At 30.2% G+C, this 13,407-nt stretch carries 16 protein-coding genes and 1 tRNA gene; 9 read left to right on the forward strand and 8 right to left on the reverse strand.

The window, feature by feature from the left end; all coding sequences use genetic code 11:
- Nucleotides 1-11 precede the first annotated feature (11 nt).
- Complete coding sequence (locus tag U0D62_RS18055) at nucleotides 12-689, forward strand: ABC transporter ATP-binding protein (RefSeq protein ID WP_322288729.1); 678 nt, start codon at nucleotides 12-14, stop codon at nucleotides 687-689.
- Nucleotides 690-792: 103 nt separating this feature from the next.
- Here U0D62_RS18055 and U0D62_RS18060 read toward each other — a convergent pair whose 3' ends face one another.
- From U0D62_RS18060 to U0D62_RS18080, 5 genes are all read right to left on the reverse strand, one after another.
- A complete protein-coding gene (locus U0D62_RS18060) occupies nucleotides 793-1,212 on the reverse strand; it encodes a hypothetical protein (RefSeq protein ID WP_322288730.1) in 420 nt (139 codons plus the stop codon).
- A gap of 839 nt (nucleotides 1,213-2,051) precedes the next feature.
- Complete coding sequence (locus U0D62_RS18065; RefSeq protein ID WP_322288731.1) at nucleotides 2,052-3,047, reverse strand: D-cysteine desulfhydrase family protein; 996 nt, start codon at nucleotides 3,045-3,047, stop codon at nucleotides 2,052-2,054.
- Nucleotides 3,048-3,316: 269 nt separating this feature from the next.
- A complete protein-coding gene (locus tag U0D62_RS18070) occupies nucleotides 3,317-3,760 on the reverse strand; it encodes a MarR family winged helix-turn-helix transcriptional regulator (protein ID WP_322288732.1) in 444 nt (147 codons plus the stop codon).
- Entirely contained in the window at nucleotides 3,744-4,184 is a 441-nt protein-coding gene (locus tag U0D62_RS18075; protein WP_322288733.1) for an EVE domain-containing protein, read from the reverse strand. Before U0D62_RS18075 ends, U0D62_RS18070 begins: the two co-directional genes overlap by 17 nt.
- Complete coding sequence (locus U0D62_RS18080) at nucleotides 4,177-4,539, reverse strand: VOC family protein (protein ID WP_322288734.1); 363 nt, start codon at nucleotides 4,537-4,539, stop codon at nucleotides 4,177-4,179. Before U0D62_RS18080 ends, U0D62_RS18075 begins: the two co-directional genes overlap by 8 nt.
- A 337-nt stretch (nucleotides 4,540-4,876) precedes the next feature.
- On the opposite strand from U0D62_RS18080, the gene U0D62_RS18085 reads away from it, so the two are divergent.
- The 4 genes from U0D62_RS18085 to U0D62_RS18100 all read left to right on the forward strand — a co-directional run bounded on the left by U0D62_RS18085 (nucleotide 4,877) and on the right by U0D62_RS18100 (nucleotide 7,897).
- On the forward strand, nucleotides 4,877-5,662 hold the full coding sequence (locus tag U0D62_RS18085) for a nuclear transport factor 2 family protein (protein WP_322288735.1): 786 nt from the start codon (nucleotides 4,877-4,879) through the stop codon (nucleotides 5,660-5,662).
- A 68-nt stretch (nucleotides 5,663-5,730) separates the two neighbouring features.
- Entirely contained in the window at nucleotides 5,731-6,375 is a 645-nt protein-coding gene (locus tag U0D62_RS18090; protein WP_322288736.1) for a hypothetical protein, read from the forward strand.
- 61 nt (nucleotides 6,376-6,436) lie between these two features.
- The gene (locus U0D62_RS18095; RefSeq protein ID WP_322288737.1) at nucleotides 6,437-6,907 is read left to right on the forward strand and encodes an SRPBCC domain-containing protein; all 471 of its coding nucleotides are present in this window, start codon (nucleotides 6,437-6,439) and stop codon (nucleotides 6,905-6,907) included.
- A 105-nt stretch (nucleotides 6,908-7,012) separates the two neighbouring features.
- On the forward strand, nucleotides 7,013-7,897 hold the full coding sequence (locus tag U0D62_RS18100) for a helix-turn-helix transcriptional regulator (protein ID WP_322288738.1): 885 nt from the start codon (nucleotides 7,013-7,015) through the stop codon (nucleotides 7,895-7,897).
- Nucleotides 7,898-8,128: 231 nt separating this feature from the next.
- Here U0D62_RS18100 and U0D62_RS18105 read toward each other — a convergent pair whose 3' ends face one another.
- The gene (locus tag U0D62_RS18105; RefSeq protein ID WP_322288739.1) at nucleotides 8,129-8,257 is read right to left on the reverse strand and encodes a hypothetical protein; all 129 of its coding nucleotides are present in this window, start codon (nucleotides 8,255-8,257) and stop codon (nucleotides 8,129-8,131) included.
- A 307-nt stretch (nucleotides 8,258-8,564) separates the two neighbouring features.
- Here U0D62_RS18105 and U0D62_RS18110 point away from each other — a divergent pair, with 307 nt between their 5' ends.
- Nucleotides 8,565-9,440 carry a hypothetical protein gene (locus tag U0D62_RS18110; protein WP_322288740.1) on the forward strand — a complete coding sequence of 292 codons (876 nt, stop codon included), beginning with the start codon at nucleotides 8,565-8,567 and terminating at the stop codon, nucleotides 9,438-9,440.
- Nucleotides 9,441-9,765: 325 nt separating this feature from the next.
- Entirely contained in the window at nucleotides 9,766-9,921 is a 156-nt protein-coding gene (locus U0D62_RS18115) for a hypothetical protein (RefSeq protein ID WP_322288741.1), read from the forward strand.
- 507 nt (nucleotides 9,922-10,428) lie between these two features.
- On the opposite strand, the gene U0D62_RS18120 is transcribed toward U0D62_RS18115, so the two are convergent.
- Nucleotides 10,429-10,506: transfer RNA gene (locus tag U0D62_RS18120), tRNA-Pro, on the reverse strand.
- A gap of 158 nt (nucleotides 10,507-10,664) precedes the next feature.
- Here U0D62_RS18120 and U0D62_RS18125 point away from each other — a divergent pair.
- Together U0D62_RS18125 and U0D62_RS18130 are read left to right on the forward strand one after the other, a co-directional pair.
- Entirely contained in the window at nucleotides 10,665-11,906 is a 1,242-nt protein-coding gene (locus tag U0D62_RS18125) for a phage integrase SAM-like domain-containing protein (protein ID WP_322288742.1), read from the forward strand.
- Nucleotides 11,907-12,201: 295 nt separating this feature from the next.
- Nucleotides 12,202-12,897 carry a hypothetical protein gene (locus U0D62_RS18130; protein ID WP_322288743.1) on the forward strand — a complete coding sequence of 232 codons (696 nt, stop codon included), beginning with the start codon at nucleotides 12,202-12,204 and terminating at the stop codon, nucleotides 12,895-12,897.
- A 57-nt stretch (nucleotides 12,898-12,954) separates the two neighbouring features.
- Here the strand turns inward: U0D62_RS18130 and U0D62_RS18135 are convergent, their stop codons facing one another.
- Complete coding sequence (locus U0D62_RS18135) at nucleotides 12,955-13,353, reverse strand: hypothetical protein (RefSeq protein WP_322288744.1); 399 nt, start codon at nucleotides 13,351-13,353, stop codon at nucleotides 12,955-12,957.
- Nucleotides 13,354-13,407: the final 54 nt, after the last annotated feature.

The raw sequence follows: 13,407 nt of genomic DNA on the forward strand, positions 1-13,407 counted from the left end.
AAATATATACAATGAGCAATACGCTTTTACAATTAAATAACCTTTCTAAATGGGTAAATTCTGGAGGAAATAAAATTCATTTATTAAAAGATATTAATTTTACTGTTAATGAAGGAGAATTTATATCCATTATGGGGCCTTCGGGATCTGGAAAATCTACATTATTACATATTTTAGGAATGTTGGATGATTTCAATGAAGGTGAATATAACTTTCTTGAAGAATCGGTTCATAAATTAAAAGAGAAACATCGTTCTAATCTATACAAAGAGTATATCGGATTTGTGTTTCAGGCATATCACTTAATTGATGAGTTAAATGTTTATGAGAATATAGAAACTCCACTTTTGTATAAGAAAATCTCTTCTTCAGAAAGAAAGGCATTGGTAGCGGATACCCTTGATCGTTTTAATATTGTGGGTAAGAAAAACCTTTTCCCTACACAACTTAGTGGCGGTCAGCAGCAATTAGTGGGTATTGCCAGAGCATTGATAACTACCCCAAAATTGATCTTGGCTGATGAACCTACTGGTAATCTTAATTCTAAGCAAGGTGAAGAAATTATGGAACTTTTTAAAGAACTAAATAATGAAGGAGTAACGATCATCCAAGTAACTCACTCAGAAAAAAATGCTGCATACGGATCCCGAATTGTAGAATTACTTGACGGAGGAGTCATTCAAAACTGATATCAAAAAGAATATATAATAAGCGATTTAAGGTATTCTTAGATCAATAGTTATAGTAAAAAGCCTGAATAATATATAATTCAGGCTTTTTTAAAGTTTACAATTAAATAGCTTTTTGAGGTCCTACAGGTGGAGTACCTGCTACAAACGACGCCGTTACTTGTAACCCTCCTTTGGTAGATATACTTGTTGTTTTTACTAAGATACCTCCAGAACAAATCCATATAGAACCACTTGATGAATTAGCCCTGTTTATGGTCCACGTACCTATAAGGCCTATTTCTGCACTACCACTTTTACAATTATTATACACTTCCTGGCAAGCAGTTGCATATGATGTAGATGTTGATTTGTTTAAGGCAGCATCTAATACTAATGCTGCTCTTTTCTCTACATCTGAAGGAGAGGTATCCCTAGCCTTTGCTAAATAATTAAAAGTAGGATCTGGCGACGTAACTTTCTCTGATAATTTTCTTTTTTCCTCTGTAGAATAGGTATATTCTTGGGTAGTTGAAATACTCATAGCTTATAGATTTTAAGATTAATATTCATTAAAGTTAAATGAAAAATCATCTTAAAATATTTCATAATATTTCACAAGAAAAGCAATGTAGACGATTGAAAAGGTTACAAAATGTTCTTTGTTATTGGGGTAAACCTTTGATTAAAGTTTAAAAAAATGGTGTAATTAGTATAGCTTTCTAAAATCTTCTATTTTTTTGCGCCGTAACGGCTATTATAAGTCCCTTCATCTTCGTTAAATACGAAATCTTTGGTGTGCCAATCTAAAAATGTGAAATATGTAACTATAAGTGTAATTACAAATAGAGCTATGTAAATGATTAATTCGAGTGTCATGGTTTCTTGGTTTTAAGTACAAGACAAAAGTCGCTAAAAATCAATCATTTAATCGAGTCATGTCGCCGAGATGCAATTTAGTTTCGTCGAATGGTAATTTACTTATGTTGAGCACTACGGTATTTTATAATTCGGGAGCAGATAACACCAAAGCTGGTAAGCAATATAAAAATCATCACTTCTTTAAAATAGATACCTGAATGAGGTGGTTTTGTGTTATATATCCAAACTAAAAAAATAAAAACTGGAATATAAGGTAGGGTATTACGTACTATAAAATTCATTTTGATATGGGGTGGTATTACTTTATAAATTTTACACTAGAATTACACTAGTACAAATTAACAAGTTGGTTATCAGTAATGTAATATAAAAAATATTTTACAAATTATTGATTAAACCTGTATTTGATGTAGGTGATTTTACATTATTCAGAATGATTTTAGTTAAAAAACGTATCAAAAACAAGTGAATTTTCTTACAAAAAGCTACTGATCATTATATTTAGATTTTTTGACTCTCGTTATTTAGCTCTGTAGCGTATTTAAAAATAGCAGGTAACCCACCTGTATGCCAAAACATCACATTAGAATTTGTAGGAATTCTTTTTTTCTTTAAGAAATCTAACATTCCATAAAACGCTCTCCCTGTATAAACAGGATCTAATAAAATGCCTTCTTTTCTTGCCAATTCATTCAAGGCATTGATTTCGTTATTAGTGACTATACCATACCCATCCTTATCATAGTCTCTATTTAATTCTATGTCCGAAAATTGAATATTTTTATTGACATTCAATTTTTTCTTACCTTCTTTTACGATGTCAAAAACAACTTCTTCAAGAGAAAGACCATTTGTTTCGTCTTTATCAATACTTATAGGGATTAATTTTGAATCTAATCTATACATTTCTTTCCCAAGCGTTAGTCCTGCCTGCATTCCTCCAGAACTAGATGCAAAGAAGATATAATCTATTTTTAAGTTTTGCTGTGTCGATTGCTCTTTTAATTCTTTGGCCGCATTAACAAATCCCATAGCACCAGTAAAATTTGAACCTCCATATGGGATTACAAAACAAGTATTGCCTTGTTTTTCAAGTTTGTTTTTAAGTGCTTCTCTATCTTCTCCTTTTCGGTTCTCACCAGTAAAATGTATCTCTGCGCCAAGTATTGAGGATAGCAATAAGTTCCCGTCATATATTTCTGGTTTTTCTCCACCCAAAAGTAAATGACATTTTAATCCCGCTATTGAACAAGCTGCAGCTGTTTGTCTACAATGGTTAGATTGTTGTGCTCCCGCAGTAATAACAGTATCACAACCTTCATCAATAGCCTGTTTAATCAAATATTCTAATTTTCTGGTTTTATTCCCTCCAGAAGCCAGCCCTGTATTATCATCTCTTTTAATGAAAATGTTATAATCAGGATAATCTTCTGATAATCTTCTTAACTCTTGTATAGGAGTTGGAAAAAACCCTAAATCAAATTTCTTATCAATCATAATGGTTATACTGTTAGTTGTTGTTGAGAATAAGAAGTATTCTTTAACCAAAGATAAGTATGATTAGTCAGGCTATACTAACGAATATGTATATATTCTATTGAATCTAATTACAGTTTCTAGATATCTTCATTCTTTAATATTCTTGCCAAAAATGGTAATAGGGATATTTATCTAATCTAGACTAACATTTTCTTTTTCATATATGTGCTAACACTATATCTAAACGATCTTTTAAATGCTGATTATACATAGCTAGTTCATGTTGTCTATTCTATTAATTGGCTCAATTCTTTTGAAAAATTTTGTCTATCACTAAGGTTTTTAAAGAATATTTCGTTCGCTTTTTCTTTAATCTCAATTGCCCTTTGTAGTATTTCAACCCCCTTCTCTGTCAATAAAACACATTTTGCTCTGGTATCAGTTTTATGCTCCTTTCTAACAATCAGTCCTTTTTTTTCGAGGGTTCGTAAGATTTTGGAAACCATCATTCTATCGGTTTTGCTATTATCAGCAATTTCCTTTTGAGTAACAGTTTGCGAGGAACGAGATAACCAGGCTAAAGCCATTAAAATCGCAAATTGTGTAGAAGTTAACCCTACCTCATCCAATGCTCTATTTGCCTGCCTTTGCCACTGCATTGAGGCTTGCCATAAAAGGTACCCCAATTTCTCTTCGGGCTTTTCAAAATTAAAATTAATCTTCTTGCTCATTGAGCATAAGATATGAAATTAACTTAAAATCACGCTCATTAATTTGTAGAATCCCCCAACGAAAAGGGTAGCCCCATTTTTGTTTGTTAATAATGAATTCTAAGTCATTGATTAGAGGTAATATCGAAATATCTTTTGAATCATAGAACTCAATATCCAAACGTGATGGACAAAAATCTGGAGATATTTCCAATTGATATACCTCATCATTTTTTACTTTTCCAATCGCCGTGAACTCTTGACACTTGTCACTTTTGTCAAAATATTCTTTGCTGGAATAGTAAATAACATAATCGCCTGTTTTCATTTTTTTTAATGGTGTTGATTTACCATGACAAGCTTGCGCAAAGCCACCTGTTACTCCATTTTTTACGTGTTCTTTAGAGGCTGTTATTATCCAATATTTGGTTTCTCTCTTATTCATTACTTAGAAAGGTTAATTTATATCCATCAAGATCTTTGATATGAAATGCCTTTCCAAAAGGCGTTTCCATAATTAAACCCAAAACTTTTATATTGTTTTGCTCGAACCGTGTTTTTAAATCTTCAATTTTTTCATCAACAGTAAACCAAATAGATACGCCATTCCCCAGCTCTTTGTTTTCTAAATTTTCAAGAGGTTTTCTAATAGCAAAGCTTGCCTCTCCTTTATTGTATTTAAAAATAACAGCTTCTGGATGTTTCATTTCAGATAATTCAAACCCGAGTTTATTTGTATAAAAATCTTTTGAAGCTTGAAGATCATTTACTTGAAGAGAGATAAATTCTAGTCGTTTCATAATATTATTTATTTGTTGTCACAAATATAATATACACGACAACTAAATACAAATAATTTTAACCTCAATTTTTAAAATCAAAATCATTCTTATTATTTGTAATGTTTCTCAAGATCTAAAAAAATCAAAAAAATAACAGATGTATTGATAAGCTAATCATCAACAATTCAGCACATCCAGGTTACACATCTACCCTTTTTTGGAGCATTCCTACCTTTTCTAAAGAATTGAGTTAAAATACCTTTGCATAGTTGAAAATATGAGTTCTAGAAATATGAGGACAGTAATAATAAGTTTGATATTAATCTCAGGTTTAATCGCCTGTAAACAAAACAATATGCAATTAACAAAAAAAGAAAAAGCAGTAGCTTTTATTAAATCATTTGAGACAGGAAGTAGTAAAGTTTTAGATTTTTTAGATCAAAATATAAAAAGCCATAATTATGGTTTGCCAGATGGAAAAAGTACCTATGAAGGATATTTTATTGATGAACCATCAGGAGCAACAGTAGGAAATATTCGTGTTTTTGAGGATAATGAATTTGTAGTTATGCATAACCACTACGAAAATGTAGAAGGTTATCCTGAACGAATCGTAACATTTGATATAGTTCGATTTAAGGATGAGAAAATCATAGAACATTGGGATAATGTAATGGAGGTACATCCAAAAAACCCGAGTGGGCATACACAAATTGATGGACCAAAAGAGCCAACAGGTTTAGATAAAACCGAAATCAACAAAGCAGTTGTTTCAGATTTTGTTTCTACAATCTTAGTGAAAGGAGAAATAGATAAACTTGAGAATTATATTGATCCAGGTGAAGAAAATTATATTCAACATAATCCAAATATTGCTGACGGATTATCAGGTTTGGAAAAAGCATTTGAAGAAATGAAAAAACAAGGTAATTCTATGGTGTATTCTAAAACCCATAAAATACTTGGAGAAGGGAATTTTGTACTAGCAATAAGTGAAGGCACTCTTACAGGAAAGGCGACATCATTTTATGATTTGTTCAGAGTAGAAAATGGAAAAATTGTAGAACATTGGGATATTATAGAAACAATTGCCCCAAAATCTGAATGGCAAAATGCTAATGAGAAGTTCAATTTTAAATAATAAACTATCACCTATAGTACTACCAACCTTATAATTATTGATAGAAAGGTCATTAACAATCAAGTATTATGAAAAATACAATTTTAGTTTTAGTATTAATTGTGGCATTCGTATCCTGCAAAACAGAAAAAAAGGAAGAAGCCATAAATAATGAATTAAAAAAAGAGAAAACAGATGTAATAGCACCTGTTTTAAAAGTTCAAACTGCCTCTTCTGGTTCACCACAAAAACCTATAGGTGAACGTCCTCTCCAAATGAAAGATTTTGATTTTCTCATAGGTAACTGGGCTTTAGAGAGTACACGTTTTCTTCCTGACGGAACGGTAAAGGGGGAATATAAAGGAAAATGGGAAGCTCAATTATTAGATGATGGCAGAATGATTTTCGACACTGTTACCTGGTATAATTCCGATGGTACAATAGAATCTTTCTATCCTACTTTACGCACATTCAGCCCAAAAACTAATCAATGGGAAATGACCTATATGGCCTCTCTTAGTTATATGCACTCTGAATCTTTTCGTGGGAAGTTTATTGATGGAGAAGGACATTTTGATGCAGTGGTTAGCATAGCTCCTGGAGAATTAATCAACGCAAAAATACGTTTTTATGATATCAAAAAAGATACTATAAAATGGTCCATGCAAATTAGTGCCGACGGTGGTGAAAACTGGTTTATAGCGGAGAGAATTAGTGCTAAGCGAGTTCATTAGATCATTATTAAAACAATTTATCAGTCTTTTACCGAGAAGAAAGAACTATCAATAAAGAATTATGATAGCCGTAAAAAACAAAATATTTACCGAAATAGAAATAAATGCATCAACGGAGCAAGTATGGTCTGTACTCACGGACTGGAATAAGTTAAAAGAATGGAGTTCTTCATTTGTAGGGATTTCAACAGATAATCTTGCAAAAGGGATGCACTCCATTTCATATTATATAAACCCAATAACTGGAAAAATCATGAATGTTGAACATGAGATAGTTGATTACGAAGAAGGAAGTAAATTTGGTTGGTCGGGTAAGATCATAGGAAAAGTAAAAGATCATCATATATTTAGTCTTGAAAAAACTAATAGAGGAACTACTATTTTTAAACAAGAAGATGGGTTTCATAGTAAAAATTCGCTTAGTACAATAATGAATTTCTTAATGCGTAATTTTATGACATCTTCTTATAATAAGTTTAATAAAGAACTAAAAGAAAGAGTCGAGTTTTTATATTCAAAAAAAAGCATTTAACAAAAAAGTATATTTCTTTACATTGATAAAAGTTATTCTAAATGATAATTAAAAATATTTATGCAGGTTTTTATTTAGAAATGAACCCTTATTAAAATCGTTTTTATGAATGAGATTATTCCCGATTTATATTGTGTTAGTAGTAAATTTGATGAATTTCAAATTTACATAGGTTCTCTAAAAAGTATCCATGATTCTGAAGAAACCACTAACTCTATATACAATTTTCATCGTTTTGGGTATTATACTATGTTGCTAATTACTGAGGGAGAGGGTTCACATTTTATTGATTATAAAAACTACTTTTTAAAAAAAGGCTCCTTTATATTCATTGCTAAAAATCAAGTTCAAAAATATGAAGAGAATTCTAAATTGAAAGGAATCGTTATTTTGTTTACTGATAACTTTCTTCAAAAGAATTTAAACCACTTACATCTTAAAAATCACATAAACATTTTTAATTATCATTTATATGCTCCTTTACTTGAATTAGAGGAAACGAATTACAAAGATCTTCTTGGATTAATTGAACGTATTAATTTTGAATATGATCTCGATCATGACGAAATGAAAGGAAAAATTATTGGGACTTTTCTAAATGCTTTACTCCTAAAAACAGAAAGAATTTCTAGCCATAAACGTACTTCGTTTGAGCAACATAAGTACTATGATAAGTTTAAAGAATTTAGTGATTTATTAGAAAAAGATTTACTACATAGTAAAGATGCTAAATTTTATGCTGAGGCAATGAATATTAGTTATAAACATTTAAATGAGGTATGTAAATCAATAAGCTCTAGAACTGCAAAGGAATTTATTTCTAATTTTTTAGTTTTGGAGATCAAACGATATTTAAGCGCAACTAATATGTCTGTAAAAGAAATAGCCTATATGTTTGGATTTGAAGAGCCTACTAATCTTCATAAAATATTTAAACGTGAAACAGGTAAGACTGCATTAGAGTTTAGACAAATGATTTTAAAGAAATAATTTTTTGTTCTAAAAGTTAATGAAGGATTCCTATATTCAAAAGGATCTGCACCTGGAAGATCTCACATATCTATTAGCTGTTTGTCTTTTTTATATACATAACCTCAAGCAAGCTTGTTAAAGGATAAACTAGGCTAATTGAGTGAATGAATTTTCCATAGGTGACGATAGGACGCATTTTTTTTCGTCCATACTAGGGTTAAATTCATAGAGAGTCGTTTAGTAACTTTTTCAAGTAAATGAATAGGAGTACTTTCCAAGTATTTCAGCTCCTAATTTATTATACCACACATAATCAATATAATCTTCATCCACTTTTAACACATTTTTTTCTTGAACTCCATCGATAAATCGAACCATATCCCTTTTGATATATCATTCATTTCTTGTACTTATTCTTTCTTACATACTCATTTAACCAAGATCCTGCTATCAATAATCCTATGAATATTAATATATGCCACCATTCGTGTACATCTCTTAAATTTTCAAAAAAAATAAGGAATTTTAATTTTATACAATTTTAAAATCTAGGAATACTTCAATTTCGAAAAATAATATTTCATCAAAGAAAATTATACTGCAACTACGGCTTTATCCATTACATCTAATGAACAAACTCAATAAATTGGATTAATATTGAATCTTATAACTTAAAATAAATAAAATGAAAACATTACACAAATTTAAAACAAGTGAAATTACTAGAAACAAACCAAAGCATTTTAAAGGAATCACCGGATCAGCATTAACCTATAGATTAATTAAAAACATATTTTTTTTACTTTTTATTTTCATTGCCGTATCCTGTGAGAAAGGTGATATTGAGGAAAACGATTTAAATACCTTAAATCAAATAGCAAAAGATTTTGAAGCCAAAATAGAAAATACTTTTGCTAGAGTAGATTTATTACCATCGGGAGATGTTGTTTTAGCAACTAATACCAACAAAAAAGAATTTGATGATAGGGTCTATAAAGAAGTAATAATTTTAGCAGGAAGACCTAATTCTTCACCAATACAAGAATCCTTAGGAGAAGTGTATTTAGTTAATTTGAAAAACATAATAATAATTCAAAAAAGCCCTACCGAATTTCTAAACTTAATTGTAAATGCTGATTATATTTCTAATGAATTAGGGAGATTACAGAAAAATCATGATATAAAAATTGATGATGATAACTCGTACGTAGGATATGGATTATCCAGAATCAAAGGTGAATGGAGTATACCAGATGATATTTCTAAATTTTACAGAGATGGGCATGAAGCCATACATTACTACAATATTCTTCAAACAAATAATCCAAAAGATTATGAAAAAACAACCTGTTCTTCAGGTGGTCCTGGAGCAACCACTTGTACAATAACTGAAGAGTATTGGGGTGCTAAACAAGGTTGTACTGTTACTTGTGGACCTGGTTATTATGCTTGTTGTAATGCTTCTAGTTTCCCAACTTGTCCTTGTATAGCTAATGCTTCTTCAGGTGGAGGTGGGGACGAATGTAACTTTGTGATTTGTATCGTTCCTTCTGGAAATTAAAATAAAATGAATAAAAACCATACTCTTAATATGAGTATGGTTTTTAATTAGATAAGAATTATATTTTATGTATTAACCAGTTGGATTAAATCTTTTACTTTTAATTCTTCCATACTTAATAATTTAGATCAGTCCAGTGAATAATCTTTCCTGAAAAACCCGTAACTAGAATTGATATTTAAACCTTGGAAATACCAATAATTTTCTAATTTCACATCTATAATATTGACATTTAATAAATATGAAAAATTAAAAAAAAATAGAAGAAATTCAGTTAATCAAAAAAGCTGATCAAAAAAATATATTTGGTGGAAGAGAGACATCAATGAAGCTAAGTTGTAGTTGTACTAAAGGTTTAGGAACTTGGACAGGTGACTATACTAATCTAGATGATGCAAAGAAGGATATAGAAAGATATTGCGCTGAAAAAAGTGGTATATGTAAACCAGCAAGTGACTCAATTACTCCTCCTGCCAACTAAGACATCATAAACAATACGTCTGATAATAGTATTCTTTGCCAGAGATAGTAGTAAAGAATACTGTTTTTTATTTTATTTCTTCAATCCTAAGTTCATCTATTGTAAATCTAAAAAAAATACTTGATATATCACATCTTACGAAATTACTCAAGGTAAGTACAATTAGTTTATTGTTTCACTTTCTGTACTCACATCCCAATTCCCTTTATCATTTCTTCGTTTTGATATTTTTTTAACTAACATTTTTTTATTGTATTTATATTTTCCTTACTCTGTTGTAAGTTTTTCGAATATACCGCACTCAAATTTATCCTTAATCGTTTCAAAAGAGGTTAGTGCTCAAGCAAGCTTATTAAAGGATTAACTACGTTGATACTCAAAAAGGGAATGCTGCTCAAGAACATCCAATATAGGCTATCGCCTATTTGGATTTTTTTATACGCTTAACCTCAAGCAAGCTTGGGTTAAGCGTATAAAAAAATCCAATACCTCAGTATTGGATCTTCTTGGTCGGGTAGAGAGGATTCGAACCTCCGATCTCTGGTCCCCCAGACCAGCACTTTAACCGGACTAAGCTACTACCCGAAACATATTTTAAACACTGACTTTAAGCATTTTATGATTAAATATTTCAAACTTACAAATAGACAGTTTTTTATAAATTAGTTCATTTTCAAACAATTTATATCAAAAAATAGTACATTTGTTTGAAAATTGTTTGAAAATTATTTCGATTTAAAACTATGATTAAGGCACAATTAATAATTGATTCCAGAAGAGCTACTACTAAAGGTTATCCTATCAAAATCGAAATATATTCAGGGCGCAAATATAAATATTTAGGTTTAAATAAATATCAAAAAACCAAAAAGTTAAAGCTCACTTCAGATCTAATAAAAAGGATGTCTTCATTAGAAGAAGAAGTGAGTTACTGCAATGCTAATAATCTTTCTCTGGAGGATTCTATAAAAGTTATTAAGAATGGTGTTAATGATAAAGAATTAGAAATCTTCTTACTTAAGAAGAGACTTAATGAACTTCGGAAAGAAACTGGAATTGGTATACTAGAGTTTATGGAATTACGGATCCAAGAATTAAAAGATATTAAGAGGTCTACTGAAGCTTATGAAAGAACCAAAACTCAAATTTCTTATTTTATTGGAGATGATCAAGACGTAAGGATTAACGATATTGACTATGAATGGCTTCAGGAGTTTATACGCTATAAAACCAAGTTTGGTAAAGGGAAAGGTAATGTAACCTTTCTGCTCAAAACTTTACGAGCTACATATAAGGAGGCACAACGAAGAGATTCATTAAATATAAAAAAAGGAAATCCTTTTACTGGATTAATTGTAAATAGCAAATCTTCCATTGCTCCAGATATTACTGTTGAAGATTTTAAAAAATTATTGCAATTTGAACCTAAGCCATATTCTACTCGGAAAAGTATATTTGTGACCAAAAGACATATAAATTTAACTTTATTTCAATTCTCCATTGGTGGGCACGATTATGCAGATATAGCGTGTTTAAAATGGTCTAATATAAAGAATGGTAGAATAAAGTTTAAGAGGTACAAGAATAAAAGTAAGCCCGATGGAGGTTCTTTAGTAGATAATAAATTATCTGATTTTGCCCTATCCATGATTGAAGAATACGGAGATAAAAATAATGAAAGGATATTTTCTCACATTCCCCACCCCACAGCTCCCAATTATAAAAAACGTCGAGATAATGCTAATGAGTCATTGTCCAGAGTATGCGTAGGATTAAAACTTACAGAGAAAATTAAAACTAAAACACCAAGATATTTGTTCAGATCGTTTGCTGGAGAGCTATTAATTGACACACTAGTCATAATGCAATTACAAGGTCACAAACCTGATGGAGTAACATATAAGTATCAACGAAAACTATCACATGAAGTTATTGATAAAGAACATCAAAAAGTTCTCGACTTAATCTTCGCTAAGTCCATTTAAGGGAAATTTACGCTTCAACTGAGTGTTTATCAATCAATATATACATATATTTGAGATTAGTAATTCTCGTACTCTTCCTAAACTCGAATATAAAATGATAAATAACGTTCTCAGTTCCATTAAAGGTTATATATCCCAAAAAACTACCAATCCTTTTCTTGCTACATTTCTAGTGGTTTGGATATATAGAAATTGGGAATTTTCGTACTCTATTTTTAATTTCGATGATACTATGTTGCTACAGGATAAGGTAGACAAAATAAAATCATTACTTTTTAATTATAGTTTTCTGGATTTGCTTGAAACAATTGGATTAACTTTTTGGGTTTTAGTATTAACATATACGGTTTTAAATTTTTCTAGGTTAATTGTTAATTTTTATGATAAAACTATTACTCCTTTCGTATACTTTATAACTGATAGATCTAGTATAGTATTAAAAACTGAGCTTGACAAAAAACAACAAGAAGTTGATAGGCTTGAAAAAAGATTTCGTGATGAAAAAGCTCTTAGATTTGAAACTCAAGAAGAAAATGAAAAATTAGAAAGAAGATTAAACGAAATTAGTGAAAATAAAGTATCAATATTTGATGACCTTAGAACCTCTGACACTGATAAGTCAAAAACACAAGAAGAAGATTCTGAATATGTGCCGGTTGGAGATCCAGTAGATGTTGAATTATCAGAATTAGAAAAAGATTCCGAGTCATTTTTAAAAAATGTAGAAATGCAAGAGGAATTCGTGAAAATACAGAAAGACCTCAAAAAGAAAGTACTTTATAATCAATTGGAGCAGGTTATCATAAAAACACTAAAACAGGATAATACCGAAATAAATAAATTAGGCCTGAATAAGAGTTTAATGCGTATTTATGAATTTTGGGGAATATTAGCATCCAAAACTAAAACACCCATTTTCTTCAGCCATTATACAGTCACTCAAAAAGGTCTTGATTTTTATCGATACACTCTTCAACAAAAAATGAGCTAAATCAATTCTTATCATAGGGAAAATGTTAAGTAAATTTTTCATTAAGAATTATTTATATCAAATTAGCTTTAAACGAGTTTTGACTATCCATAATACAGTTCCACAAACAAGAATAATCCAAAACCATCCCCAAATCCCAAAAGAACTATCTCGGTCCAAAGTTGTAGTTTTAGTGGTTTTCTTTTCATCCTTTTTAATTACTGAATTATCCGAGTGATTAGATGTAATAACAGTTACTGTTTTACTAGAGTCTGTTACTTTACTTAATTCTTTTATGATTACACTATTAGTTGATTCTATACCATCTACAAGCATTACCTGTGTATGATCAATAGGTTTAAAAATAATCCTGTCTGTTTCTCTTACGATAAATGTATTTGCTACTATATCAATTTTATCATTTTTAACTACATCTTTTCTCTCAATTGATTGTAAGTGAGAAATCTGTTTAGACATCACTCTCTTACGCGTCCCACAGCTATATAAAACAGTTGATAAGGTTATTATGAA

The sequence above is a fragment of the Aquimarina callyspongiae genome (assembly GCF_034322225.1).
GTDB lineage: Bacteria > Bacteroidota > Bacteroidia > Flavobacteriales > Flavobacteriaceae > Aquimarina.

Coding starts and splice junctions, on each gene's coding strand:
- U0D62_RS18055 (WP_322288729.1), top strand. CDS start 12: ATGAGCAATACGCTTTTACAATTAAATAACCTTTCTAAATGGGTAAAT.
- U0D62_RS18060 (WP_322288730.1), bottom strand. CDS start 1,212: ATGAGTATTTCAACTACCCAAGAATATACCTATTCTACAGAGGAAAAA.
- U0D62_RS18065 (WP_322288731.1), bottom strand. CDS start 3,047: ATGATTGATAAGAAATTTGATTTAGGGTTTTTTCCAACTCCTATACAA.
- U0D62_RS18070 (WP_322288732.1), bottom strand. CDS start 3,760: ATGAGCAAGAAGATTAATTTTAATTTTGAAAAGCCCGAAGAGAAATTG.
- U0D62_RS18075 (WP_322288733.1), bottom strand. CDS start 4,184: ATGAATAAGAGAGAAACCAAATATTGGATAATAACAGCCTCTAAAGAA.
- U0D62_RS18080 (WP_322288734.1), bottom strand. CDS start 4,539: ATGAAACGACTAGAATTTATCTCTCTTCAAGTAAATGATCTTCAAGCT.
- U0D62_RS18085 (WP_322288735.1), top strand. CDS start 4,877: ATGCAATTAACAAAAAAAGAAAAAGCAGTAGCTTTTATTAAATCATTT.
- U0D62_RS18090 (WP_322288736.1), top strand. CDS start 5,731: ATGAAAAATACAATTTTAGTTTTAGTATTAATTGTGGCATTCGTATCC.
- U0D62_RS18095 (WP_322288737.1), top strand. CDS start 6,437: ATGATAGCCGTAAAAAACAAAATATTTACCGAAATAGAAATAAATGCA.
- U0D62_RS18100 (WP_322288738.1), top strand. CDS start 7,013: ATGAATGAGATTATTCCCGATTTATATTGTGTTAGTAGTAAATTTGAT.
- U0D62_RS18105 (WP_322288739.1), bottom strand. CDS start 8,257: ATGGTTCGATTTATCGATGGAGTTCAAGAAAAAAATGTGTTAAAAGTG.
- U0D62_RS18110 (WP_322288740.1), top strand. CDS start 8,565: ATGAAAACATTACACAAATTTAAAACAAGTGAAATTACTAGAAACAAA.
- U0D62_RS18115 (WP_322288741.1), top strand. CDS start 9,766: ATGAAGCTAAGTTGTAGTTGTACTAAAGGTTTAGGAACTTGGACAGGT.
- U0D62_RS18125 (WP_322288742.1), top strand. CDS start 10,665: ATGATTAAGGCACAATTAATAATTGATTCCAGAAGAGCTACTACTAAA.
- U0D62_RS18135 (WP_322288744.1), bottom strand. CDS start 13,353: ATGTCTAAACAGATTTCTCACTTACAATCAATTGAGAGAAAAGATGTA.